This is a genomic window from Lysinibacillus sp. NPDC048646, assembly GCF_050272295.1.
In the GTDB taxonomy this organism is placed as follows: domain Bacteria; phylum Bacillota; class Bacilli; order Bacillales_A; family Planococcaceae; genus Lysinibacillus.
On sequence record NZ_JBNNLZ010000040.1, the window covers coordinates 1 to 24,869 of the forward strand.

Consider the following 24,869-nt stretch of genomic DNA (forward strand, 5'->3'; position numbering starts at 1 on the left):
TATCCACCGAAACCTAGAAATTTTAAATCAGTACATGCCTTGGTCAAAAAACATCCAAGCTGCATGTGGAAAATAAAATAGCCGTATATCTGATGGAAAAATCAATGATATACGGCTATTCGTGATGCGTACAGAAAAGGTGCGCCTATTTTTTTATAATTCGGGCTTACTGTTTTACTTTGAAACTTTTCTTGTAGGGCTTCTTTCTTTCCAAGTAAGCTTGAACCTGACTTTCACCTTTTGCTACATCCAGACCGATGACTGGATTCATTATAATTCCTCCTTCTAAATGATAATTGCCGGTAACCCCTAAATCCTCTTTGTAGTGTCATAGCTTCGCTTGTTATACGAGATCATTGTCCCAACCAGCCTCAAACATGTTTCTACAAGTAGGGGGCGAACTGTTTTGCGGACGGGGTCTTAGCCCCACGGGCGCGAACGTTCTACCCCGGCTACCGTTATCATATATCGATATAAAAAATGGTCAACCAGAAATATTTTCTGGCTGACTTTATAATACGATCGGGCGCGATTGTGGAGCAACACAGGTAGAAAATAATCAAACTTTTATAAAAACCTAACTTAAAACTGCTAAAGAGGAATCCCCTTTGATCAAACTTTTTTCAAAAGGGATTCTTCTTATTTATCGTAAAATAAGGGTTTGCGAGGTATTTTTGCTCAAACTTTATTTCAAAGCAACAATAACAAACTACTGTTCCCCACAATCACAACCTAAAGATAAACGTTTATGGGGCTAGCATTAACTAGAGATACACAAAATATTCCGAATAAAAATCCGTTAAATTCTGAAGGTTATGTGTATATTTACTTCCTAGATCCAGGAATATCTCTCCGTTTTATCTATTTACTGCCAAAAGAATGTGAAATACGATGAACATACCATCATCAGATTTAAAAAGAATACTATATTTTTTTATGGTCATAATAACATTTAGGCAAGAGCCTTTAAAATAATAAAAGAAGGTGAAGAAATGGTCATAAATAATCTTCCTCCTGTCGTATATGCAGAAGCTTCCGTAAAATCTGTGGGAGGGCATTCTCTTTTTGAAGCTCCATTTCCTATCAACAGCGAAACGGTTCTGAAGTTCCACTCAGAACCCGAATTGGTAGAGTCCGCTGTTGAGCGTTTACGTTCCGAAGGGTTTGAAGTATTGCATGTAAGTCCTATTACTATAACTATTTCAGCTCCGCCAGAGGTTTACGAACGAGTGTTTAAAACTAAAATCATCCCAGTAGAACGAGAAGTACTAAAATTCAATGAAATGACTACGTCGACATTTCTTGATACTTCAGACACCGATACTCCTGGGTTAATTGATGTATCCAAAAGCTCACTAGCTGATGTATTAGAAGGAATCGCGATAGAAGAACCGAGATTTCGCTTAGGTGTAATTGAACCATCTGAATCATTAAAGACTGTTTTGACAGAGGCAGAACGAAATTTCTTTGCATCAACAAAACCTTCTGCGTTCCCACCCCCAAAGTCTTATTGGCATCTAAATGTACCAGCGGACGTTTCTCTTGGACTTAATGCTGATCGGGTCCATCGAGATGGTATTACAGGCCGTGACATTAAAGTAGTCATGATAGATACCGGGTGGTACGCTCATCCTTTTTTCACCCAACGTGGGTATCGTTCTAACCCAGTTGTCCTTGGGCCCGGCTCAACAGATCCTGACCATGATGAAGAAAGTCATGGGACAGGAGAATCAGCAAATATTTTTGCGGTGGCGCCTGATGTTGATTTTACAATGGTGAAATTTAATCTTATTACCTCTGTTGGGACTTTTAATAAAGCGGTCGAATTGAACCCCCATATTATTTCTATTAGTTGGGGTAATAGTATTAGTAATGGGGAATCGTATTCGGCTGCAGACAAGGCTTTAGCTGCTAGTATTGCTGATGCAGTGACACAGGGGATTACAGTTGTTTGTTCAGCAGGAAATGGTCAATGGTCTTTCCCAGGCCAACATCCTGATGTTATTTCTGCAGGAGGTGCCTATATGCATGCAGACGGCACATTCGAAGCAACTCCATATGCTAGTGGATTTTTAAGTCGTATTCCTGACTTTAATAACAGAACCTCTCCTGATGTATGTGGGTTAGTGGGAATGCCTCCAAAAGCCGCTTATATTATGCTTCCGGTTGAACCTGGGAGTCAAATCGATGTTAAACTCTCTGGCAATACTCATCCGAATGGGGATGAAACTCCTAACAACGACGGTTGGGCAGCTTTTAGTGGTACTTCCGCAGCGGCTCCACAGCTAGCCGGCATTTGTGCCTTAGTAAAGCAGATGTCACCTAATTTATTCCCTGCACAAATTAGAGAGGTTCTAAAGGACACTGCCCGTGATGTAGCATCTGGAAATTCAAACCCAAGTACTGGAGGACATGAAGCAGTTCCGGGCGTTGATCTAGCAACTGGTCATGGTTTGGTGGATGCTTATGAAGCTGTAAAGAAAGCACGTTCATAATAATACTGTGCTAGAAATTCTTGAGCCTGATGTTTTAACAAATGTTCAGGCTCTTTTAAGCAGACAATCTAAACGGTTAAATACTTTATTGGAGGTTAAAAAAATGGCAGATTCTAATATCATGAAATCTACAGTTATTAAAAATGCAAATCCATTAAAAGTTTCTCAAGAAATGTTGTTTGACGATCGTATACAAGTGGCGCGTCCAGATGTGTTTCCAAACCGTTGCGTAGGCCAGATTGAAATTAAGCTACGAAATGGTACTATATTGCAAGCATCTGGTTCTTTAATCAGCGACTATACGGTACTGACTGCGGGACATGTTGTGAAAGGTGCTAACAATCAATTCCTCGATATAGAAACTTTTCGTTTTATACCGGCAAGGAATCATTCAAATATGCCTTATGGAATTTACGATTGGTCTGAAATGAGGGCTGTCTACAATGGCGGTTCACGAGATTGGGCATTAATATCTCTTACACAACCGGCTGGATTTCAAACTGGTTTTTTAGGAACGTCAGCAAAGTTTCCAGTAAATCGTTGGGCTAATGAAAGAGATCATTTTCAACACATTGGTTTTCCAGGAGATCACACTGATGAAATGTGGATTGATGAAGATGGTGTTTGTACTGGAATTCATGATAATAGACAACTCAAGACAGATATTGACGCTGCTCATGGACAATCAGGAGGTCCATTAACAATTAGCTGGTTCTCTAATAATCCACAAGTATGTGGCTGTCTATCATGGGGGCCAAATCCAATTGAAGATCCGAACTATTTCACTCCAGGTTACGAAGATGTAAAGACCGATGTGTGGATGCAATGGTTATGTGATGAGTATGGAAAAAAACATCCGGATGATCGTTTTAGTGGGTGCCAGACACATTTGACTGAAGGACCAGTAGAGACGAAAAGTATGTTGCCAAACTATGACATCCCTCATGTCTTCACAGATGACAAGGGACCTGGTATACGTCGTTTTACTCCTCGCGCGACTGAAAATTGGATGACCCCACATCGTGCTCGTTTGATGATGAATCAACAAGACAAAAAACTATAAGTTACGTAGTTTATAATCTTGTTCATTAAATGATAAATATGCAAACTATCCGATAATTGCTTTTCGATATAGAAAAGAAAAGGGTCTTATATATGAGCTAGTGAACTGAACCCCGAACAGAGGCACTTTTTTTATAGTGTCCACTATTCAGAGTTCAGTTCATTTGAGTACCTGGTTTTTTTTTGTTTCCAAAAATTTAACCTTGCCAAAAAGCAAACGTTTGTTCTAAAATGTATACAAACAAATGTTCTTACGTATGATAGGTAAAGGGAAAATCAATGTGCCAATAATAAATATCAATAATACACAGCTATTATTTATGAAATTTTGAGAGATAGTGGGAGGAACCTAAGATGAGAGAGCAATTGATTAAAGCTATGCAACGCAATCAATTAGTGAACATTATGTATGGAGTGAAAGATGGTTCCTTGGCTTGTTGGGAATTTATTTCAAGCATTTTTTTTACAAGATGTGCAAAACGTACTTTTTTAATCAGTAATGTTCTAGTCGTTATTCCTTTTGTTAGTAAGGGGTGTGATGTTGTGTGAATTATGAGGGTATGCCAAATAAACCTATTATGTGTATCGATATGAAATGTTTTTACGCCAGCTGCGTGGCGATGTTACATGGGCTAGATGTTTTAAAAACTCCAGTTGCAGTAGTAGCGAACTTTGACCAACCGGGCAGCGTTGTACTTGCAGCATCACCATTGATGAAAGAGAAATTTAAAATCAAAACGGGCAGTAGACGCTATGAGATACCAAAGCATCCAGATATTAGATTGTTTCAGCCTAAAATGAGTTTCTTTATTAAAATGTCGATGACGATTACAAAATTGATCTCTAATTACGTACCAGTTGAGGCTATACATGTGTATAGTGTGGACGTTCTGTTATTATTGTGTAAACTATAGAACAATGGTTTACAATATATAAATGAAGTTTATAAATAATGGATATCTTAATGGTAGACAGATATATTTTGTGTATACGATTACTATTTCTTAAGATAGGGGTGTTTTTTTGAGGAATAAACAAGAGAATTATGGTATTAGGGTGGAAATTGCGAAAAATGGTGATGATTTACGGTACATGTTAACTGAGGAAGGAATTCCGATTCAAGATGCTTGTTTATGGCTAGATTTTGTAAGTATGAATAGTTATTTAACAGGTGAACGTTATGCATATGCTCTATTACGGTTTTTTCGGTATTTAAAAGCTAATAATTTGCATTATGGAGAAATAACCAGTAAAAAGGTCGTGGAAGAATATATTAAAGATCTTCTAGGATTAAATGAAGTGGTAATTAATTATGAAAGTCGCATGACGTTTACGGCTTTGAATACATATATAACTGTGTTAAAAGGATTTTATCATTGGCTAGAAGATGAAAAGAAAGTCACAGTAAATCCAGTCATGTTTAGTAGTAAACGGAGCAAGCAAGCACCTCTAGTTAATACAAAACTACTTTACGGACAAATATGGCAATTTGATTTGGAGGAATCTATCCTATCAAGAGTTTTATATAGGAAAAAGCATAATCATCTAAAATGGTATACCGAACAAGAAATTAACAATATACTTTCTGAACTACCTATTTTAAGAGACAAGGTAATCTTTTCTATTAGCGTTGAAACAGGGATGCGTATTGGAGAAATCTTAGGTTTAAAACTGGACCATTGGCATAATAGTTTGCTATGACAGTAAAAATGATATCGTTTATGAAGGTGCATTAAGACCAGACCAAGAAGATTGGATTTATAAAGAGGACATAACAGATTCTATTAACATCTCTACCAAAACTCTTGTACCATTAAATAATTATCAGTTATCTGACATTCAGACACCGCTTAAAGCACCTATAGAGGATGAAATTGTAGTTAAATTAAAAAGTAAAGCATCATCTTAGAGATACTATATTTTAGTTAGGAGTAGTTAAAATGAACGTAAGTAAGGAACCGATATTTAACCCTAAAAGATTAAGAGAGGCACGATTAATAAGAGGTCTAACTATCAGTGATCTTGCTAACAAAATTGGAATTACAAAGCAAGCCATTTCTCAATTTGAACTGGGTGAGCATACACCTAAATCAGAAACAATGATGGCTATTATTAATACTTTACAGTTTCCCAAGAACTTTTTTTATAAAGAATTTAAAGAACAATATGTAGGAAACACATTTTTTCGTGCAAATGCAACTGCTACGAAAAAGAGTAAGGAGATGCAATACAATAAGTCTATGTTGGCAGGATACATCTATGATTATCTATCTGATTATATTGAGTTTCCTGAATTGAATCTTCCAGATAATATACATGTTAATGCGGATTGGGATAACGATTTAATAGAAGATTTAGCAAAAAGAGTGAGAGAACAATGGGGTATTGGGGACAAACCAATAGCTAATATTGTCCATTTATTAGAACGGAACGGAATTATGGTTTTTTCTGTTGATACAGATAGCCAGAAAGTGGATGCATATTGTCAGCATCGAACTGGTAGGCCATTTGTATTCCTTGGGAATGATAAGCAGTCAGCATTCCGAAGACAATTTGATGGTGGACATGAGTTAGGGCATATATTAATGCATGCTGATATAGACAATCAAGAAATCCTAAACAGAGAAGAAAATAAAATTTTAGAATATCAAGCAAATCGTTTTGCTTCCTCATTTTTGTTACCTGCAGATGCATTTACTAAGACAGTAACATCTACTTCGTTGTTGCACTTTGTAGAGTTAAAAAAATACTGGCAGGTATCTATAGGGGCTATGATTTACAGATGCAAGGAGTTGAACCTTATAGATGAAAGCAGATATACGTCTTTACAAAAGCAAATATCTATGAAAAAAATGAGGACAAAAGAGCCATTAGATGATGTTTTTCCTTTACAGGAGCCTGTTGTACTAAAGAAAAGTATTCTGATGCTACTTGAAAATGATGTGAAAAATGAATTGCAACTTATTCAAGAAGTTTCAGTACCACAAGAGTACATTGAAATGTTGTGTAATTTGGATAAAGGTACTTTGAATTTTAAGGAACCAGAACCAACCATTAGATTAGTTCAAAGGTAATGATTCAAAGTCCTCGTATTAAAAGCGGGGTTTTTTGTCTTGATAGGATAAGCGTATAGTCGTATTGTTAAAATTCTTAGAAGAGAGCAGGGACCCCTTTTTGAAAATCATTTATTAGAATTTGAAATATTGCAGTATTGGATATTTTCTGTTTGGAGAATGGAGGAAGATATATGGGGCAATCAGAAACAGAAGTACTGGCAGAACAGCAAGAGCAAGTACAATCGATGGACAAAAATTCATTATTAAAGGAATTAGCCACGAACGGTTATGATGTTGGCTTTGTAGCAAAGAAGAACTTTGCACATATGAAATTGTTTCAAAGCTCCCAGCAGAATTTATGGAGGTTCTTGTATGAGTAATATTAGAATAAATGGAATATCAATCGAAAATTATCGTTCTTTTGGAGAAAGAAAGAGTATTGTATTTCCAAAAGAAGATTATAAAAAACCTATTGCAATTGTGGGTTATAATAATTCAGGGAAAACTAATTTATTAAACGCTATATTATATGGTATTACTGAGAAATACGTCAGCAAGAATACTTTTACTAGAGATGATTTTCATAATAGAAAGTTTAATAATATACCAAATATTTTTACAGGATTAGATAGTAGTGTAGAAATGAAAAGTGATGGTAAATGTGCTGATTTAACAGGATATCATTTTCTCAACATTGATTTAGATGGAACAGAGATTGAAGGTGCAAAAATTGTATCATTCAAAGATTACGATCAAAACGAGAAAAATTGGAATGCATTTGGAGCCTCAAAATACTATAAGATTTTCTATATTAATTTCCATGAGATAAAAAAGGAAATTTCAACTAAAAAAACCAGCTGGGGAAATCTTACTTCATTCCTCGCAAAACATATTAAAAGTATTGTAGATTCCGATATAGAAATGCTAAACAAAAAAAACTTTTTTAAAGATGAAATAAAAGAGTCTACTGAAAGAATTCTTACAAATTCCAAACTAAATACATTTATAAAAAAAATCCAATCAAATTATTCAAAAAATCTTAGAGATAACAATTGTAATATTGATTTTGGATTGCCAGAATATGAAGATATTTTTTTAGAAATGATGTTCAAAATTGGGTTAAATGGCGATTCCGACAACTTAATACCAATCGAACATTTTGGTGATGGTTACATATCAATGTTTGTAATGGCTGTGATACAAGCAATAGCAGAAGATAATTCTGAAGATAAGTGCCTATTTTTATTTGAAGAGCCTGAAAGTTTTTTACATGAAAATCATCAAGAGTATTTTTATAAAGTTGTATTATGTGGATTAGCAGAAAATAATCATCAAGTAATTTATACTACACATTCGCATAAGATGATTGACATATTTGATACAAAAGGTTTGATAAGATTAGAATTCGATGAGAATAAGAAGCAAACCGAAGTAAAATATAATAATCATAGCTTGGCTTTTTCATCAGAAGTTACAGTTTCTGAGATTGAAAATAATGAGTTAGTAGAAAAAGTTAGAGACTATAACAATTACATTAAAATTATTGAACCAAATTTAAATAAGATAATCTTTAGTAGAAAGGTGCTTCTTGTAGAAGGTCCTAATGATTTGTTGGTATACAAAGAAGTTATTAGAAAAAAAGTACTTGAAAAAACAGGCGATGCTAAATTTGCTGATGCATATCTTAATTTTAATAATATTGCCATAATTCCACATCATGGTAAAATTACTGCACTAATTCTTATTAAATTATGTAAACACTTAGGTCTAGATTTCTTTGTGATTAATGATTTTGATTTTAATGAAGATTTTATCAGTAAATTAGATTTTAATACTGAAGACGAATATAAAAACAGTGATTTTTACCAAAATGATATTAGCAAAATTAAAGTATTTAACATTAAAGGTGAAGAATTAAGTGAAAAAACAAAAAAAGGAATGGTTACAACTAATTGGAGGTTAATTAAAGAATCTAAGCCTAACCAAATTCATTTTAATATACCTAAACTAGAGTATGTGATTGGGTATAATAATAATGATAAAGATAGTTTAGGGATATGGGATACAATAAATAAAATTGATACTTTTGGTGAAAATTTATTTCCTGAAAAATTGATTGAATTTTTGGAGATTTAATGAAATTGAATTATTTAGTTGCTAACGACATAATAACTTAAACCATTAATTTCAGGATGGAAAAGGAAACTTATCCATCCTAATTTATTTGACCTCATCAAACTGATTAGTTATCCAACGATTCTAATTTTTTCTACATATTGTTCAACTATGAAAGGAAGATTCCACATTAAATAAAAGACCGTCGTTATATTCATGATTTTTTTGAAGATAATTTAAAATAATTATGTTTATCAATACTTATCTTGCGATTCGGGAAAACTGCCTCGACCAAATTCCGTGTTTGATACAAATGAATAACTGGAGGAAATCCAATTCAACAATCAATGTTACATCCTTTTTTGAAAGAGGAGTTATTTGGGCGAACGGGAAAAAAGACTTGTAGATTCTGTAATCTAAGCTACAGGTATTTAAAGATGTTAGCTTATTAGTTAACTCATCAGATGTAATTAAATCTACTAATTTAGGTACCTTGTAAGGCTTTTAGATGCATCGGGACAGGTGCCTCATTTCCTGTATTAATGCAATTTTTTTCGAGTGACAAAGTTTATACAAGCGAGTGGTCACGGAGTATAAAGTTCAACCAGATACTTACGTTCAAGTGAGTACCTGGTTTTTTATTTCAAAAGTTATCCTAGTGACTTAAATAATTGATAATGTCTAATTGCATGTAATTACGGTCTTTTTATTAAGCATTTTTCTTTGTTCGTGTAGACGTTCTTTTTCTAGTAGGTTTTTTAGTTTTGTCTAATGAAGCTTGAAGAGCAGACATAAGATCAGTCACATTATCAGGTAGAGGTCGTTTATCACTAACTGTAACTGTACTGTTTGCTTTTTTTTCCTCTATTAGTTCCATTAATGCTGTACGGTATTCATCGGTGTATTTGGTTGGATCAAAGACCGTTGTTAATTGCTCAACTAACATCAGTGCTGTATCAAGTTCTTTTTGTACGACGGCATCAACGCTAGGTACATTCGGGACGTCACTAACACTTCTAACTTCATCGGGGAAATGTATTGTCTCCATAACCAAAGCTTCTTTATATACACGGACTACAGCCAGTTGCTCTTTTGAACGTATAATAATCTTAGCAACGCCAATTTTACCGGATTCCTCTAATGTTTTACGTAGCAATGCGTATGCCTTAGCACCTGTTGTATCGGGGGATAAGAAATAGGTACGTTCAAAATAGATTGGATCTATCTCCTCTAATTTTACAAAATCAATTATTTCTACGGCCTTATCCTCATTTTCCTTCCGTAAATTTTCTAGCTCTTCATCGTCTAATACAACAAATTTATTCTTCGCATATTCATAGGCTTTTACAATGTCCTCGTCAGTTACTTCTTTGTTACAACCTTCGCAGACTTTTTTATAGCTAATCGGTGTATTACATTCCTTATGGATCTGCCTTAACTTAATATCTTTATTTTCAGTTGCTGCGTGCAATTTTACTGGAATATTTACAAGCCCGAAACTGATACTGCCTTTCCAAACTGTATGCATGTTGCACCTTCTTTTTTAATTATTTATCTGCTTATTATTTAATTTTTCAGCAGAATTTATGTATTAGTGTTGTTAGTTAGTCAAAAACTAATATAAAAAAGAGGTTTACTTAAATGAAACCAATGCTTTTAACGGACACGGTTGAAACTCCTGTTGGGGATGAGTGGCTTTATGAAACAAAATATGATGGTTTTCGGTGTACATTAGAGTGGGTAGAAAAAGTACCTATTCTAAAAAGTAGAAATGATAATGAATTGAATAAAATGTTTCCCGAGATTATAGATTTTTGTATTGAAATATATGAATCGATTAAAGCTCATTTACCTTTATTCCTAGATGGCGAACTGGTCTATCTAGCAAATGATTTTCAAAGTAATTTTTCTATTGTCCAGCAAAGAGGCCGAATGCGTAGTAAGGAAGTTATTTCGGAACATGCTAAGGCATTCCCTTGTCATTATGTAGTATTCGACCTTTTGAAATATAAAGGTGAGGACCAATCTGAACGGTATTTAACAACTCGTAAACAGTTACTAGAGAAGATTTTTAGTGGTATTGGACTACCTGTTTCAGTCAGCTATGAAGCCACAAGAAGAATCCAAGCAATTGATGTCTTTGAGGATAGTGCGCCTTTGTTAAATAAGATTAAAGTTAATAACGGTGAAGGAATTATTGCTAAGAAAAAGACGAGTAAATGGGTTAGTGATACTCGGTCAAAAAACTGGCTCAAGATAAAGAATTGGAGATACATTACGGTAATTGTGTTCAAGTATGACAAAGGGAATGGTTATTTTCATGGAGGTGTTTATAAAGAGGATAAATTGATTGAGGTTGTCACATTTAGACATGGTTTAAAGGATGAAGAGCTGAAAATACTTGTTACTTTCTTTCAAACCAATGGGAGAAAAGTGAATGAAACATGGTCAATTGAACCTTCAGTATATGTAGATATTGCGTGCATTGACTTTGATGGAAGTAAATTAAGAGAGCCAAGATTCCACGCATTTAAGTTCAATATTGGCCCAAAACAATGTAATTGGCAACAAATGCAACGACAGCTACAACCGATACCAGAGTCTGTATCAATGACACATCCTGACAAGCTTATTTGGCCAGCAATAGGCATTAATAAAGATAAGTATTTATTGTATTTGCAAAGCATAGCTCCATACATGATGCCGTTCCTACGTGAACGTCTATTAACGGTTATACGATTTCCACATGGTGCTCCAGGTGAAAGTTTTTATCAGAAAAACAGCCCAGCTAACATTCCTGAGTATGTTACAACCAAACGGGTAGAGGACACTAATTTTATTCTGTGCAATAATATTGAAACTTTGCTTTGGTTAGGTAATCAGCTTGCACTAGAGTTCCATATCCCATTTCAATCGATTCGTACGGAGAACCCAACAGAGATTGTTTTTGATTTAGATCCACCTTCAGTTAATGAATTCCATTTAGCTGTTAGTGCTGCTCTGAAAATGAAAGCTATCTTTGATCAATTTAAATTGAAGTCTTTTATAAAGACTTCAGGTGGTAAGGGGATGCAAATTTACATTCCCTTACCGCTAGATACATTTTCGTATGACGAAACAGGTATTTTCACAAAGTTTGTATGTGAGTTTTTAGTTGAACAGTATCCAGAATGGTTTACAACAGAACGATTGAAAAAGAATCGGAAAAATAAATTATATTTGGATTATGTACAACACCGTGAAGGGAAAACTATTATTGCCCCATATTCGGCTAGGGGGAACGATAAATGTCTAATTGCAACACCACTATATTGGGATGAAGTAAATGAATCATTAAGTCCAGATAAATTTACAATGCCAGCTGTAATGGAACGAATAAGAGCTGTAGGGAATCCATTTAGAAACTTTCGAGAAATAGGAGGAATACAGGATTTTAAATCAGTTCTTGATCAACTTAAAGGACTGATATAAAAATTACCACTTTTAAAATAGAACGTTTGTGCGTATAATATATACAAACAAGTGTTCTGTTTTGTTGTGGGGGGAGAAAAAACAATGAAATATCAGTTAATAAAAGCGATGCAACGCAATCAGCTAGTATACATGATGTGCATTTCAAAGTCTGGATTCATCACGAAAAAGTGTATCCTGAATCAGGCAAAGCGTACTTTTATTATCGATAATGTTTTTGCTATTGTTCCAGTTGTCTATAAAAAGAGAGGGATCGTTTAATGTATGAAAATCTGCCTGAACGTTCCATTATATGTATAGATATGAAAAGCTTTTACGCTAGTTGTATGGCAATGCTTGAAGGTCTAGACGTCATGACAACTCCAATTGCAATTGTAGCTAATTTCACTCAACCTGGAAGCGTTGTCTTAGCTGCATCGCCACCTATGAAGGAGCGATTCAAGATAAAAACGGGAAATCGTCGTTTTGAAATACCAAAGCATCCAGACATAAAACTATTTGAACCGAAGATGAGTTTCTTTATCGATATGTCTATGGCTATTATTCGTCTTATTTCAAAGTATGTGCCGCCAGAGTGCATACATATTTATAGTGTCGATGAAAATTGGGTGGACTTAACTGAAACAGCAAAGCTTTGGGGACCTCCTGAAGATACAGCAAAGGAAATTCAAAAAGCAATATATGATCAGTTTCGTATCCCGAGTGCTATTGGGATGGGTCCTAACATGTTGATGGCAAAACTTGCTTTAGACCTTGAAGCTAAAAAGACAGGTTTTGCAAAGTGGACCTATGAAGATGTACCGAAGAAACTTTGGCCTGTGCGCCCTTTGTCTGAGATGTGGGGGATCGGAAAACAGATGGAAGCCAAGTTAAATGCAATGGGGATATTAACAGTCGGTGGATTAGCAAATGCTGATTTAAATGAATTGGAGAAAAAATTTGGCATCATGGGCAATCAACTATACCACCATGCGCATGGGATTGATCTTTCCACACTGGGAGAGCCTTTAGTTAAAAACTCGGCTCTAAGTTTTGGGAAAGGCCAGATGTTAATGCGCGACTACCATACAAGAAAAGAAATATCCGTGGCGTTACTAGAAATGTGTGAGGACGTTATGCGACGAACGCGCGAAGCAGGCTATGTTGGTCGGACAATTACACTAGGTTTGTCTTATAGCCGTAGTGCTATGACAAAAGGTTTCCAACGATCAAAAACGATAAAAGTACCAACTAGTGAAACCCTTGTTATGTATAATGTTTGTCTTGAATTACTCGATGAGTATTTTGCTGGTGAGCCAGCAAGGCAGCTCTCAGTACGTATATCTAATCTTGAGCCGGAACACAGCATTCAACTCGATCTGTTTGATGTCAAAAAAGAACAACGCCAAATCTTAGGACACACAATGGATTCAATTAGGCGAAAGTTCGGTGCTACGGCATTGCTACGAGCCGTTTCTTTTACTGATGCTGGCACAGCCTTAAAGCGTAATAAATTAGTTGGCGGTCATTTAGCATAAGAGGGGGTGGTTTTATGATAAAAGAAAGAGGGACAATCAAATGGACGGCAATGATGCTTCCTGAACATATCCAAAAAATAAAACAGTGGAAAAGGGAAGAGTATGCTGAAGCCCCACGAACTTTATCTGAATGGGAGCTAGAGGACTTGCAACAAACAATTAATCAAGCCTTTAAACAGCATAAAATAGTAACGATTACTACGTGGCAAGAGGCTAAGTACGTACAATGGACTGGTGCAATTACTGCATTAGATATTGAATTACAACAACTCGTACTCGAGACGCTAACCGCTGTAAAACGCATTCCATTTCACTCAATATATGCAGCGAGATTAGAGGATGAGAGTTATGATTAACGCGGAACAAAGACAGCTCTTACACCAGTATCTTATTTTAGATTTAGCGATTCAGTCTTTACAATGTGATTATAAAACATTGGAGCAGTTGAAGATGAAAGCAATCTACTTACCTTTCGTGGAAAATTTAATGAAAAGTGTACGACAGGATTATTTCAATTTGAAGCGAATACTAGCTAAACAAAAAATTCGTGTTGTCGGATGGCACCGCATCGATGCATATTTTAGCGATGTACGTATAGCTACAGAAGGTGAAGATGAAATACTTCGTTATGCGAATCAAGCACTTAAAACTGAAGTGGAGCAATTGCTCAACCAGGCTCATTGTCACCTGTGTAAACAAATTAAATAAAACTTCGTCACGATTATTATTGAAGTGATTTCATGCTGTGTAAAGTATATGCCGAAATCTAGCTGAGAGTCATGCAGACTTACCAAAAGTTCCAGCAGCACTACGTATGGATGTTGATAACACGACGGGCTGCATTAGGGCTATTTTAATAAATAAATGTAAAAGTCATCTCAAATTATTTTGGGGTGGCCTTTTTTATGGTGGAGTGCTATTGTCTTGAACGGTGGGCGTTTTACGCCCAAGGAATAGTCGTTAATCTGAAAAATTTCAGATGAGCGGCTATTTTGCACATATGACTTGAAAAGTTTCCGAATAAGGTATGTAATCAGTAAGCCCATAATTGTACAGGGTTGATAAAGTTGTTTAATTTACAATAAAATCGTTTGAATAATAATAAAGTTGTTTTAAAAATGCGAGTCACTCAATTCAACAATAGGGCCAGTTAGTTGAAGAAAAGTAATGTACAGGTTGGCCTCGTTGTGTGTATCATCTAAGGCTTAGGACGGATATTAAATTAGACTCTGGGTGTATAGAAATGATAATAAAATAATGTTAAATTTTCCTTATATTTGTAAATGGGTGTATTGTAAAACCTTTTAGCTTTATCTTATAATATTTACCAAATATAGGGAGATGAGGAGATGAAACGCAATGACAACAAACCGTGTTAACTTCATCGATACAATGCGTGGGTTCAGTTTATTTGGCATCTTAATGGCGAATTTACTGATTTTCCAGTTTGGCATGTCTGGCAAAGACGAATTAAAAGATCTATCTGCCCTTGATAATGGGGCTTTGTATTTTGTGAAAATCTTTATAGAGGAATCATTTATGCCAATCTTCACTATGTTATTAGGCTACTCTCTTATTAAACTTATCGAATCTATACGTAAGAAAAAGGATAAGAGTCGATGGTCCATCTTACGAAGGGCAACGGGGCTAATTGCTTTAGGTTTGCTCCATTCATGTTTATGGGAGGGCGATATTTTAGCTACCTATGGATGCATGATTTTAATTTTCATTCCATTTATTAATCGCAAACCAAAAACGTTATTTATTTGGGCCGGTATCTTACTTTTACTTTCACAAGTTCTAGGATCAATTTATCCATTAATACTTTTTGGAATGGGTCTCGGGAAAACGCAAGCTTTTGTAAATATGGAGAACGAAAAGAAATGGTATTTGATTGGCTTGTTACTGGTTCCTCTGGGTCTAGCTTGTAAAAGTTATAGTTATATAGATAGTTATTTTTCTGGCATGTTGGGGTCACAGCTACTTTCAGTAGGCTATGTTTGCCTGGCAGCTTTGTTATATAAAACTCGCCCAGTACAATTGCTATCACCTGCGTTTGAGAGTGTCGGTAAACTTTCATTAACCAATTATCTAATGCAAACCATTATTTGTACAACTGTATTTTATGAATATGGTTTAGGATTATCTGGAAAATTAGGCGTTTTAGGCGGAATTTTATTTGGCATAGTTCTTTACAGTTTGCAATGTATTTTCAGCCTTGCTTATTTAAAGAAATTTAAACGAGGACCATTTGAAACGATACTTCGAATTTGGACAAATTGGTCTTGGAACGGACTGAATAAGGTAAAACAGAAAGGAAGTGCTTTACATGGATAGTGACTTCAAATCTACAATAGGCATGGAAAAGAGCAGGTTATACATATAGGGAAAAGAAATGGAACCGTTTCCCTCCTAAAGTCTTTCATGTGCAGTTCGTTATGTTCTTTTGTTTTTGGCTAGATAGTATTCCATAATCGGGCGCTTTCCTGGAATAAGGAAAGTGCCTTTTACATTAAAGGGCCATTTAATTGAATAACTTCCTTAAGGAATTTTATGTAGTTATGTTGAAATATAAGTTGGATTCTAAAGTTATGTATTCAAACCGTGGACAGTTTGCTTTGATAAATACATTTGTTATAGATGTAAATCAAAAAGATCGAAAGTATTTTATCTCACCAATAGATGATATAACCTAAAGGCAGACCTATTTGTCTGCCAATTTTTTTTTATTTTTTTGTAACGAAACTTACATTACTTAGTCTTAACTATGAAGGGAGGTAGAAATGTGACGGAGTTTGAAGATATTTATAATCAATACTTTCGAGATGTTTACTCGTTTGTATTAATGCTAAGCCGAAATGAAAAAATTGCAGAAGAAATAACACAAGAAACATTTTTCAAGGCTTTAAAAAATATTGATAAATTCAAGGGCAATTGCAAACTCAATGTTTGGCTTTGTCAAATAGCAAAAAATACATACTTTACCTATCTCAACAAACAAAAGCGTTTTGATACAGATGATGAACCTGAACAAATAACTGAGAATAGTGTTGAAGCAATGTTGCTGAAAAAAGAAGAGAGTTTCCGTTTACATAAGGTAGTGCATCGCTTAGAAGAGCCTTATAAAGAAGTTTTTACGCTAAGAGTATTTGGTGAACTTTCCTTTAAACAAATAAGCGAACTTTTTGAGAGAACAGAAAGTTGGGCGAGAGTCATATTTCATCGAGCTAAAGGTAAAATTCAAGATGTACTAAAGGAGGAATTGAAATGAGTAAGGCATCCTGTGATATCGTGAAAGATTTACTTCCGTTGTATTATGACAACGTATGCAGTGGTGATAGTAAAAGAATGGTAGAAGAACACCTTGTTGACTGTCAAAGTTGTAAAATAGAATTAGATAGATTAAAAGTTGATTTTAAATTACCGGAAGAGGAAATCGAGATAATTAGAAAAGATAGTAATGTTATAAAGAATATTTCTTCTTTCTGGAATCGTTCAAAAGTAAAATCCTTTGCTATAGGCGTGATCATTTCTATAGTATTAGTTTCACTTATCTTTTTCGGCTATAATTATTTATTTCATTTGAATACAGTCAACGTTCCAACAAACGTCGTAGAAATATCGCAAGTAAGTCAATTGTCGGATGGCAAAATTGTTTATCATGTGGAAATAACAGATGGTTATGCTTTAAATGAAATCGTTTATGAGATGGAAGATAACGGGAACTTTTATATGACCCCTGTAAGACCAATAATAAAGAAAAAAGCACAATCTCTATATGGATTGGCGAATGGTTATGATTTTTTTGATATTAAAAATACGGACTTGAATCCTAACGGTACAACGATAAAAGTGTTATATTACGGAACTCCAGAGGATAATATTTTAGTTTGGAAAGAAGGTATGGACTTGCCTCAAGCAAGCGAAGAAATAGAAAATATGTTTCACTTTGAATGAATATAGGTTGCTTTCTTCTTGAATTAACGAAGACTTTAGTCAAATAACGTTCTTCAACAATCGGGCGCATTTCTTTAATAATGAATGCTCCTACCTCCATTAAAGGGCCAGATTGTGGAATAAGGGGTCTAGTCAGATTTACAACGGTAAGCAAAGAAAAGCCCCCAAACGATGCTTTGGGAACCTCTTTGGATATTTTATATAAATATTCATTGGAATATAGGATAGTAGAGGTATATATTAAGGTAAAACGAGGGAGGTGTAATATGCCTTACGTTCACGAGTTTGGAATAGTTGCTTGTATAGAAAAAGATAAAGAATATATTCATTATGAACCTGAAAAATATGATTGCATAATTGTGGATGGTGATCTCCTTGATGAACTAATGTCTAAGGATTTTGGTGAAAAAATGCATCAGTTAGATACATTCGCACATAACACAAATAGACCTTATAAAAACCTTGCCTATTTTGGTATAACATTGATACCACCGAGTTCTCATAAACAGTTTTTACATATTGTTAGTGAAGCAAACGACGAATACAAATCAGAAGAACTAGAAGAATTGATGAAAAAAATAACCGAGGCAATAAAAGGAGATAAATGGATGATTCACTTTGGTGTATAACTTTGTTAATCAATACTCAATGTGCAACATACACCCATTATTCAAATAACGTTCCCAAATTAAAGTTTGGAAACACACGAAAAGGTCACGAATGTTGTGATATGATATGCTCCCTATTAGGTAGACAGATTAAAAAATAAAATCTGTTTATTAAATGGGGAGTTTTTTCATGCCTAAAAAATCATTTTCACCAGATGTAAAAATTTTAGCACTTCAATATTTAGAGGAAGGCCGTCATACTCTCGAAGAAATCTGCACAATGTTTTCAGTAAACATGACAACTCTACAAGTATGGCGTGCTCTGTATAAATATGGCGGGGTAGAAGCCTTAATTCGACCTAAGAAAAATAAGGTGTACTCAGAGGAATTAAAGCGGGGTGCTGTAGAAGATTATTTAACAAAGAACTACTCCATGTTCGAGATCCTCGCCAAATACGGGATAAGTAGTTTATCAGTTTTCAAAAAGTGGTTGAATATCTATACTTGTCATAGTGAATTAAACGATTCGGGTAAAGGAATGAGCCAAACTATGACTAAAGGAAGAAAAACAACTGTAGATGAGCGTTTAGGGGGCGAACTGTTTTGCGGACGGGGTCTTAGCCCCACGGGCGCGAACGTTCTACCCCGGCTACCGTTATCATATATCGATATAAAAAATGGTCAACCAGAAATATTTTCTGGCTGACCTTATAATACGATCGGGCGCGATTGTTGAATAAAATTTAGATTTACAAACGATTTTATTGTTATATTTTTTAGTATAGTGAAGTATCTTACATCAAAAATTAAACAACTATATTTTTAACCCCGTCCTAAATTTAGAACGGGGTTATGCTTGTTTGAGCTTTTAAAATTAAATAACTGTATTATCATTTTACAGAAATGACTTTCAATTTTGTAAATATGGTGAAGTAAGAATAAAACGATTTTTTGCCTCCAATCCAGCGTAAATACATAACGAAGAAATGTCAAAATATGAATGATAACTTTTGACTTTAGTAGTGGGAAGATCTAGCTGTTAAAAAACATAAATAATACTAAATTTAAGCTTGTAACTCTTCTAACCCTTCCACACTGTTATTATAGGCACTTTTTTACCTCAATCATTTGCTAGAATTTTCGCTAAATATTGAGCTATACATACTTTTAATAGTTGCGTATAATTGGATATATATGTATAAGGTTCTGAGGGATACATTTGTACAGAAAAACTAATAGAAAAAATGCGTACAATTAATTTGGAGGTATTTAGTGTATGAATAACAAGGAATGTATAGATCGATTTATAACAGAGGCTCTAGAAGGTAAAGCAGATAATACAGTAAAGTCTTACAGATATTCGTTGGAAAAGTTCGGTGAGTATTTAGAGGAGAATGGTACAGATTTGAATGGATATGGTCGTATAAACGTACAGAACTATATCAATATGCAGTTAGTTAAGCGTTCAGCTAGTGGTGTTAATCGTGAAATAGCAGCAATCAAAGCATATAGCCGTTATGTAGGAAAGTTGGAAGTAAGCGAGGGTCTTCGTATTATAAAACCACTTAAAGCTAAGCTACAAGAACGGGCTTGGTTATCCATTGAAAATGTAAACGAGATATTACATTTAACTGCTCTTAAACCTAATAAGCGTGACCATGCGATTATAAGTCTTTTATTATATTCAGGACTACGTCTAAGTGAAGTGGAGGCGCTTGACCGTAATGATGTGTATCTTTATGAAGGTAACGGGACAATAAAAGTGCGGGGATATAAAAATGGTGGCGAACGAATTGTTCCACTTAGCAATGGAACTTGTAAAGCAATCAAAGATTATATAAATCAAAGAAATGACAATCTCGAAGCATTGTTTTTATCATCATTATACAAGCGTTTAAGCGCTCGTTCGATTCAATCAATGTTAAAACAGTATGGAATAAATTCAAGTCAACTTCGTCATACATTTATGAGGACCCTTGTTGATAAGAGAGCGCATTATCAGAGACAATAAAAGCACAAGATGGAGGTTCTAGTATCGACAGGATTTCAAGATGTCTATGCATAGAAGATTTAGCAAATATAGTAGAAAATTTATACGATTAAATAATGCATAAGCAAAATCAGTAAGGATGTTGATTATAAAACTTAAGGGGAAAATGAAAAATATTATTTTGGCGATGACCATATTCGAACAAAAATAGATGACCAAGGCTAATCGACAATATTGTGAAAGAAAGTGAGCATAAACGTTATGGCATATAATGAAAATTATCATGAGTGGAAGAGGTATTGGTATAAGAGAGGGCAGGAATTATCATATAAAGATGGTTTCTTTGAACCCGAAAACATAAGTATGTTATCAGAGAAATTTTCTATAGTACCAATTCAAGAAATCTTAAGTAATCCTTGTCTAGTACTATTAGGAGAGGCTGGGTTAGGGAAATCTACAATCATAAAACAAACTGTGACAGAGCTTAAAGAAACACAAGGAGAGAGTATTCAAGAGATTTTATATTGTGATTTGCGATTAATAAGTAGTGCGGAAAGCTTATATAAGTCTATTTTTGAAAATAAAATATTTGTTGATTGGATTTCTAGTAACCATAAATTATACATATTTCTTGATAGTTTTGACGAAGGATTGCTTCAAGTAGGGGTTTTAGCAGATCTACTTGCTGATAAGTTAAAAAACTATGATATTTCACGTTTAATGTTGAGGGTCGCCTGTCGCACAGGTATCTTTCCAAGTACTTTTGAACAAGACTTATGTGAATTATGGGGAAGAGAGAATGTAGGTGTATTTCAACTAGCACCTTTAAGTTCAGCAAACATAATAACAGCTTGTGATAATTATGGTATAAATGGAAAAGATTTTTTGAAGGATGTAATTGACCTACAAATTCAAGCTTTTTCAAGTAACCCAGTCACTTTAGAAATGCTTTTGAAGAGGTATAGGAGAAACAAACAGCTATTAAAATCAAAGATTGAATTATATGAAGAAGGATGCAGAACACTTTGTAGTGAGACGAATGAAAAAAGAAAGATAAATAATAATACTTGTGGGATTGTTCCTGTGGATAAACGTTTAGAAATAGCTATGTTACTCGCAGCAGTAACGATTTTTTGCAATAAAAGTACTATTAATAAGGGAATACTTGAAGACGGAAAAATATTAATCGATGAACTAGTATCTATAGCCTATCAAAAATATGCATATACAAATCAGGAAGTCGAAGAGGTTTTAGGGACAGCTCTTTTTACAGAAAGAAATCAAAACGAGTATGGATGGGCTCATTTATCTTATGCAGAATATTTGGCGGCACGTTTTTTATACAAGAAAGAATTTTCTGACGAGCAAATTCTTAGTTTGATTTTACAATCGGAAGATGATAATAGACGTATTATTCCACAATTACATCAAACGACCGCCTGGATTGCAAGTTATAGGTCTGATATTTTTGAGATAGTTTCAAACAAAGATCCTGATGTTCTTTGTTTGAGTGATATGGAAGAGTTAAATGGAGAACAAAAGGAATTGTTAGTTGACAACCTCTTGAAGAAGTGTGATGAAAACTATATGTATCATCGTTATGGAAATGCTTCATTTTATAAAAATTTAAATCATGCTAATTTAGCTAAACAACTTCAAAAGTTTCTTAAAAATGAATCTCGGACAGAGCATGTACAAAAAACAGTATTACACATTGTATATTTTTGTAATCTCAAAGAATTTACAAAGGATTTGCTTAAATTGATCGAGTATAACCGCTATAATTACCTATCTTATAAGGCTTTACATGTTTTCTTTAGTCTTGCAAACGAAGAGCAGAAAAAACTTAGTCTAAGAATGTTAGGGGAAATTTCAAATGAATGTGATATTCTTATTTGTAAAGAATTGTATCCAAAGCATGTTGATGTAGAAAAAATTTTAGAGTTATTACAGAAAAAGCTTTTTTCAGATAGCGATATTAAGAGAGAAATTACCTCTTTGATTAAACCTCTATCTAAAGAAGATTTGAATATAATTTTGCTTAAGTTGCATGAAATTACTATGAATAATGAATTGAAGACGATGGATGAAATTTTAGATATAGTTTTGATATACAGCTATGATTATTGGGATTATAAGAAGTTACAAGAGTCATGGATAAGCATTGCTAATGAACGTTTTAATCGGCTGGGTACTCCAATCTTAAAAACATCATATATCAATGATTTTCAAGGAGGATTTCATGAGAGGTTCCGTTCTGACTTTAATAAAAGACTATTATTAATAAAATATATTTGGAGAAATAAAACAAGCATAGGTATAGTCGAATTAATACGTTCAAAATTAGAACTCGTAAATGAGGGCGATCTAGAATACTTAGTTTCAGCGGTAGTTGAAGAGCAAGAGGAATCGTTTCAAAAACTACTTGTAAATTTAGTCACTCATTTTTTTGATCCAAATAATCCTAAAAGTATTAAGGTATGCGAACCATTGTATAAGTTTCAATGCTTAAAAAAACTCTTGTATGTTGTGCCCCTTTCCAGTTTAGAAGCAAATACTTTGAAAAAAATCTATAAGGAATCAATTCAAGAAACTAAAAAAGTTAATTTCAGAAGACCTTCTAGAAATCAACTTATAAAAAACCTTTCAAAATTCGATGAAAATCCAATTGGAAATTGGGTGAATTTTGTAAAACCAATGTACTCAAGGTTCCAGTCATTTTCATTAGATGAGCGTAGTTTATCTAATAGTTATGGATGGGAATTATTAAATGAAGAGGAACATCAAATAATTGTTGAAGCTGCAAAGAATTTTCTCTTAATGTTTCAAATAAAAAAGAAAGAGCTGGCTAAAGACAATATTGAAATTAATGTTTATCCGGTATTAGAGGCGATTCAGCTGATCTGGGAATACGAACAAGAATTTATAAAATCTTGGAGCTTGGAAATGTATGAATATATTACAGACCCAGGAACAGATAGCTATATAAATGGAAAGGATTTTTTTAAAATAGCTTATATACATGCACCAAAAAAGACTTCTAATCTTCTATTAAAAGTACTTTCAGAACCGAGGTCACCTGGTTCATGGCATGGAGGTAGAGATATAGCTGAAAGAAGAATCCTTTTTTGTGCAGATGATTTTTTAGTGAATGAAATTATTGAGACATTAAAGAAGCCAAATATACGATTAACATCTAGAGGTGATTTATATAAATTGTTGATCATTATAGGGGGTAAACGAGCTTTAGAATATGTTGAAAATTTAGTAAAATCGCGACATGCTAGTCTAACCAATTATAAGAGAGGAATTGAAGCTGCTTGCTCATTGATGGAGAAAGATATAAATGGTGGGACCTCATTAATTTCACCATTATTAACTTCTAGTAATGATCAAGAAAAACGCTTTTTTATTTTAACAATAAAACATTATGTAAAAGATCGAAGAAGCTACTCCTTCTTAAATACTTGGAAGTATGAAGAATTAAAGAACCTTTATATATTTTTACACGAAAACAAAAAAAGAATAAAAAATAACTATTTATTTAAAATTGAGGATTGGAAGAATGAAATTTTAGAGAAATTTAAAGGAAAAGAAAATAGTCTTGGTTTAACCTATTTATTTGAATTAAACAAAGCATTACCAGATTGTAAATATGTCCAGTTATATTGGGAACGGGTCCGTACAACTTATTTTAGAGATGTATGGGTACCACCAACTATGGGTGTTCTATTTAAAATGATTGAAAATACTAATATAGAACCTATCTCTAATGGAAAACAGTTAGTTTCAACAATTTATAAATCATTAAGCCATTTTGAAAAAGAAATAAACGCATCGGAAAATCCGTTGGTTGAGCAATTCTGGAATGTAATTAATGAAATTTATCTACCTAAAAATGAAACAATGTTGAGCAATATCTTGAAGACGCACTTAAGTTATGATTTGGAGAAAAAAGGTATAGTATTTAATCGTGAGGTTGAAGTTTTTCATAAACAAGGTGGTATTCCAGGAGAGAGAATAGACATAAAAGTAGATGTTCCTATAGATAGCAATAGAAGAGAAACATTAAAAGCATACATTGAAGTTAAAGGTTGTTGGAACCAAGGCTTAAAAACTGATATGGAGGGCCAATTAATAAAACGATATATGCTTAATCGACAATGTACAAATGGTTTATATGTTATAGGGTGGTTTAATTGCCCTCAATGGACTTTACCTGAGGATAGTAGGAAGCCACCAAATTACTCTTTAGAAGAAGCGAAAGAAAAATTTAGTGAACAAGCGGAATCCTTATCAAGAAAATATAATGTTGACGTTAAAGCTCTTGTTCTAGATCTTTCATTAAAGTAAAAAAATATGTTAAAGCCTTGACACCTTAATGTCTTAAGAGAAAATTTAATCGGTAAAACCATATAATAAAATAGATGTTTTTATCAATCTTATTTAAAATAACATTTCAAATTCAACCCACTCATTTTGATAAAAATGAGTGGGTTTTTCGTAAGCCCGTATTCAAATAACGCATATAAATAACCAGGCACCTCCGGTACGATAGACGTATCAATTGAAGGAGGTGCTTCCTTATGCTAACGAAC

General features: G+C 34.0%; 20 protein-coding genes and 1 pseudogene. 20 read left to right on the forward strand and 1 reads right to left on the reverse strand.

The window, feature by feature from the left end:
- The first annotated feature begins 992 nt into the window (after positions 1-992).
- The 8 genes and pseudogenes from ACQKII_RS23790 to ACQKII_RS23825 all read left to right on the forward strand — a co-directional run bounded on the left by ACQKII_RS23790 (position 993) and on the right by ACQKII_RS23825 (position 8,749).
- A complete protein-coding gene (locus ACQKII_RS23790; protein ID WP_427462915.1) occupies positions 993-2,495 on the forward strand; it encodes a S8 family serine peptidase in 1,503 nt (500 codons plus the stop codon).
- Between the two features lie 103 nt (positions 2,496-2,598).
- Complete coding sequence (locus ACQKII_RS23795; RefSeq protein ID WP_427462916.1) at positions 2,599-3,558, forward strand: trypsin-like serine peptidase; 960 nt, start codon at positions 2,599-2,601, stop codon at positions 3,556-3,558.
- 353 nt (positions 3,559-3,911) lie between these two features.
- Positions 3,912-4,106, forward strand: coding sequence for a transcriptional regulator (locus ACQKII_RS23800; protein WP_427462917.1), 195 nt, complete (start codon positions 3,912-3,914; stop codon positions 4,104-4,106).
- Positions 4,103-4,444 (forward strand): annotated as a pseudogene (locus tag ACQKII_RS23805) (UV damage repair protein UvrX); the annotation flags it as partial. The gene ACQKII_RS23800 and the pseudogene ACQKII_RS23805, both read left to right, overlap by 4 nt.
- A 136-nt stretch (positions 4,445-4,580) precedes the next feature.
- The gene (locus ACQKII_RS23810) at positions 4,581-5,258 is read left to right on the forward strand and encodes a hypothetical protein (RefSeq protein ID WP_427462918.1); all 678 of its coding nucleotides are present in this window, start codon (positions 4,581-4,583) and stop codon (positions 5,256-5,258) included.
- Positions 5,259-5,497: 239 nt separating this feature from the next.
- Positions 5,498-6,631: a helix-turn-helix domain-containing protein gene (locus ACQKII_RS23815; RefSeq protein ID WP_427462919.1), complete on the forward strand. Its 1,134-nt coding sequence runs from the start codon at positions 5,498-5,500 to the stop codon at positions 6,629-6,631.
- A 173-nt stretch (positions 6,632-6,804) separates the two neighbouring features.
- Positions 6,805-6,993, forward strand: a complete 189-nt coding sequence (locus ACQKII_RS23820; RefSeq protein WP_402757416.1) for a hypothetical protein — start codon at positions 6,805-6,807, stop codon at positions 6,991-6,993.
- Positions 6,986-8,749 (forward strand): ATP-dependent nuclease, encoded by a 1,764-nt coding sequence (locus tag ACQKII_RS23825; RefSeq protein ID WP_427462920.1) that lies wholly within the window; start codon positions 6,986-6,988, stop codon positions 8,747-8,749. Before ACQKII_RS23820 ends, ACQKII_RS23825 begins: the two co-directional genes overlap by 8 nt.
- Before the next feature lie 688 nt (positions 8,750-9,437).
- Here the strand turns inward: ACQKII_RS23825 and ACQKII_RS23830 are convergent.
- Complete coding sequence (locus ACQKII_RS23830) at positions 9,438-10,256, reverse strand: Ku protein (RefSeq protein ID WP_402757411.1); 819 nt, start codon at positions 10,254-10,256, stop codon at positions 9,438-9,440.
- A 113-nt stretch (positions 10,257-10,369) separates the two neighbouring features.
- Here ACQKII_RS23830 and ACQKII_RS23835 point away from each other — a divergent pair, with 113 nt between their 5' ends.
- From ACQKII_RS23835 to ACQKII_RS23890, 12 genes are all read left to right on the forward strand, one after another.
- Positions 10,370-12,199, forward strand: a complete 1,830-nt coding sequence (locus ACQKII_RS23835) for a DNA ligase D (protein WP_427462921.1) — start codon at positions 10,370-10,372, stop codon at positions 12,197-12,199.
- Positions 12,200-12,283: 84 nt separating this feature from the next.
- Positions 12,284-12,460, forward strand: coding sequence for a transcriptional regulator (locus ACQKII_RS23840; protein ID WP_427462922.1), 177 nt, complete (start codon positions 12,284-12,286; stop codon positions 12,458-12,460).
- Positions 12,460-13,716, forward strand: a complete 1,257-nt coding sequence (locus tag ACQKII_RS23845) for a DNA polymerase thumb domain-containing protein (protein ID WP_427462923.1) — start codon at positions 12,460-12,462, stop codon at positions 13,714-13,716. Before ACQKII_RS23840 ends, ACQKII_RS23845 begins: the two co-directional genes overlap by 1 nt.
- A 14-nt stretch (positions 13,717-13,730) precedes the next feature.
- Positions 13,731-14,072 carry a YolD-like family protein gene (locus tag ACQKII_RS23850; RefSeq protein WP_427462924.1) on the forward strand — a complete coding sequence of 114 codons (342 nt, stop codon included), beginning with the start codon at positions 13,731-13,733 and terminating at the stop codon, positions 14,070-14,072.
- Positions 14,065-14,424 carry an aconitate hydratase gene (locus ACQKII_RS23855; RefSeq protein WP_427462925.1) on the forward strand — a complete coding sequence of 120 codons (360 nt, stop codon included), beginning with the start codon at positions 14,065-14,067 and terminating at the stop codon, positions 14,422-14,424. The genes ACQKII_RS23850 and ACQKII_RS23855 overlap by 8 nt, the downstream gene beginning before the upstream one ends.
- A gap of 651 nt (positions 14,425-15,075) precedes the next feature.
- On the forward strand, positions 15,076-16,053 hold the full coding sequence (locus tag ACQKII_RS23860; protein ID WP_402758478.1) for a DUF418 domain-containing protein: 978 nt from the start codon (positions 15,076-15,078) through the stop codon (positions 16,051-16,053).
- A gap of 448 nt (positions 16,054-16,501) precedes the next feature.
- Positions 16,502-16,987, forward strand: a complete 486-nt coding sequence (locus ACQKII_RS23865; protein WP_402758600.1) for an RNA polymerase sigma factor — start codon at positions 16,502-16,504, stop codon at positions 16,985-16,987.
- On the forward strand, positions 16,984-17,673 hold the full coding sequence (locus ACQKII_RS23870) for an anti-sigma factor family protein (RefSeq protein WP_427462926.1): 690 nt from the start codon (positions 16,984-16,986) through the stop codon (positions 17,671-17,673). The genes ACQKII_RS23865 and ACQKII_RS23870 overlap by 4 nt, the downstream gene beginning before the upstream one ends.
- Positions 17,674-17,939: 266 nt before the next feature.
- Positions 17,940-18,302, forward strand: coding sequence for a hypothetical protein (locus ACQKII_RS23875; RefSeq protein WP_427462927.1), 363 nt, complete (start codon positions 17,940-17,942; stop codon positions 18,300-18,302).
- A gap of 169 nt (positions 18,303-18,471) precedes the next feature.
- Positions 18,472-18,987, forward strand: a complete 516-nt coding sequence (locus ACQKII_RS23880) for a hypothetical protein (protein WP_427462928.1) — start codon at positions 18,472-18,474, stop codon at positions 18,985-18,987.
- Positions 18,988-19,557: 570 nt separating this feature from the next.
- Complete coding sequence (locus ACQKII_RS23885) at positions 19,558-20,292, forward strand: tyrosine-type recombinase/integrase (RefSeq protein ID WP_427462929.1); 735 nt, start codon at positions 19,558-19,560, stop codon at positions 20,290-20,292.
- Between the two features lie 240 nt (positions 20,293-20,532).
- On the forward strand, positions 20,533-24,624 hold the full coding sequence (locus ACQKII_RS23890) for an NACHT domain-containing protein (protein ID WP_427462930.1): 4,092 nt from the start codon (positions 20,533-20,535) through the stop codon (positions 24,622-24,624).
- Positions 24,625-24,869: the final 245 nt, after the last annotated feature.

What these genes read in the sequence shown, in the direction of transcription:
- ACQKII_RS23830 (WP_402757411.1), bottom strand. Translation starts at nt 10,256, where the DNA reads ATGCATACAGTTTGGAAAGGCAGTATCAGTTTCGGGCTTGTAAATATT.
- ACQKII_RS23835 (WP_427462921.1), top strand. Translation starts at nt 10,370, where the DNA reads ATGAAACCAATGCTTTTAACGGACACGGTTGAAACTCCTGTTGGGGAT.
- ACQKII_RS23880 (WP_427462928.1), top strand. Translation starts at nt 18,472, where the DNA reads ATGCCTAAAAAATCATTTTCACCAGATGTAAAAATTTTAGCACTTCAA.
- ACQKII_RS23795 (WP_427462916.1), top strand. Translation starts at nt 2,599, where the DNA reads ATGGCAGATTCTAATATCATGAAATCTACAGTTATTAAAAATGCAAAT.
- ACQKII_RS23840 (WP_427462922.1), top strand. Translation starts at nt 12,284, where the DNA reads ATGAAATATCAGTTAATAAAAGCGATGCAACGCAATCAGCTAGTATAC.
- ACQKII_RS23790 (WP_427462915.1), top strand. Translation starts at nt 993, where the DNA reads ATGGTCATAAATAATCTTCCTCCTGTCGTATATGCAGAAGCTTCCGTA.
- ACQKII_RS23855 (WP_427462925.1), top strand. Translation starts at nt 14,065, where the DNA reads ATGATTAACGCGGAACAAAGACAGCTCTTACACCAGTATCTTATTTTA.
- ACQKII_RS23890 (WP_427462930.1), top strand. Translation starts at nt 20,533, where the DNA reads ATGGCATATAATGAAAATTATCATGAGTGGAAGAGGTATTGGTATAAG.
- ACQKII_RS23850 (WP_427462924.1), top strand. Translation starts at nt 13,731, where the DNA reads ATGATAAAAGAAAGAGGGACAATCAAATGGACGGCAATGATGCTTCCT.
- ACQKII_RS23820 (WP_402757416.1), top strand. Translation starts at nt 6,805, where the DNA reads ATGGGGCAATCAGAAACAGAAGTACTGGCAGAACAGCAAGAGCAAGTA.
- ACQKII_RS23800 (WP_427462917.1), top strand. Translation starts at nt 3,912, where the DNA reads ATGAGAGAGCAATTGATTAAAGCTATGCAACGCAATCAATTAGTGAAC.
- ACQKII_RS23815 (WP_427462919.1), top strand. Translation starts at nt 5,498, where the DNA reads ATGAACGTAAGTAAGGAACCGATATTTAACCCTAAAAGATTAAGAGAG.
- ACQKII_RS23870 (WP_427462926.1), top strand. Translation starts at nt 16,984, where the DNA reads ATGAGTAAGGCATCCTGTGATATCGTGAAAGATTTACTTCCGTTGTAT.
- ACQKII_RS23845 (WP_427462923.1), top strand. Translation starts at nt 12,460, where the DNA reads ATGTATGAAAATCTGCCTGAACGTTCCATTATATGTATAGATATGAAA.
- ACQKII_RS23875 (WP_427462927.1), top strand. Translation starts at nt 17,940, where the DNA reads ATGCCTTACGTTCACGAGTTTGGAATAGTTGCTTGTATAGAAAAAGAT.
- ACQKII_RS23825 (WP_427462920.1), top strand. Translation starts at nt 6,986, where the DNA reads ATGAGTAATATTAGAATAAATGGAATATCAATCGAAAATTATCGTTCT.
- ACQKII_RS23860 (WP_402758478.1), top strand. Translation starts at nt 15,076, where the DNA reads ATGACAACAAACCGTGTTAACTTCATCGATACAATGCGTGGGTTCAGT.
- ACQKII_RS23885 (WP_427462929.1), top strand. Translation starts at nt 19,558, where the DNA reads ATGAATAACAAGGAATGTATAGATCGATTTATAACAGAGGCTCTAGAA.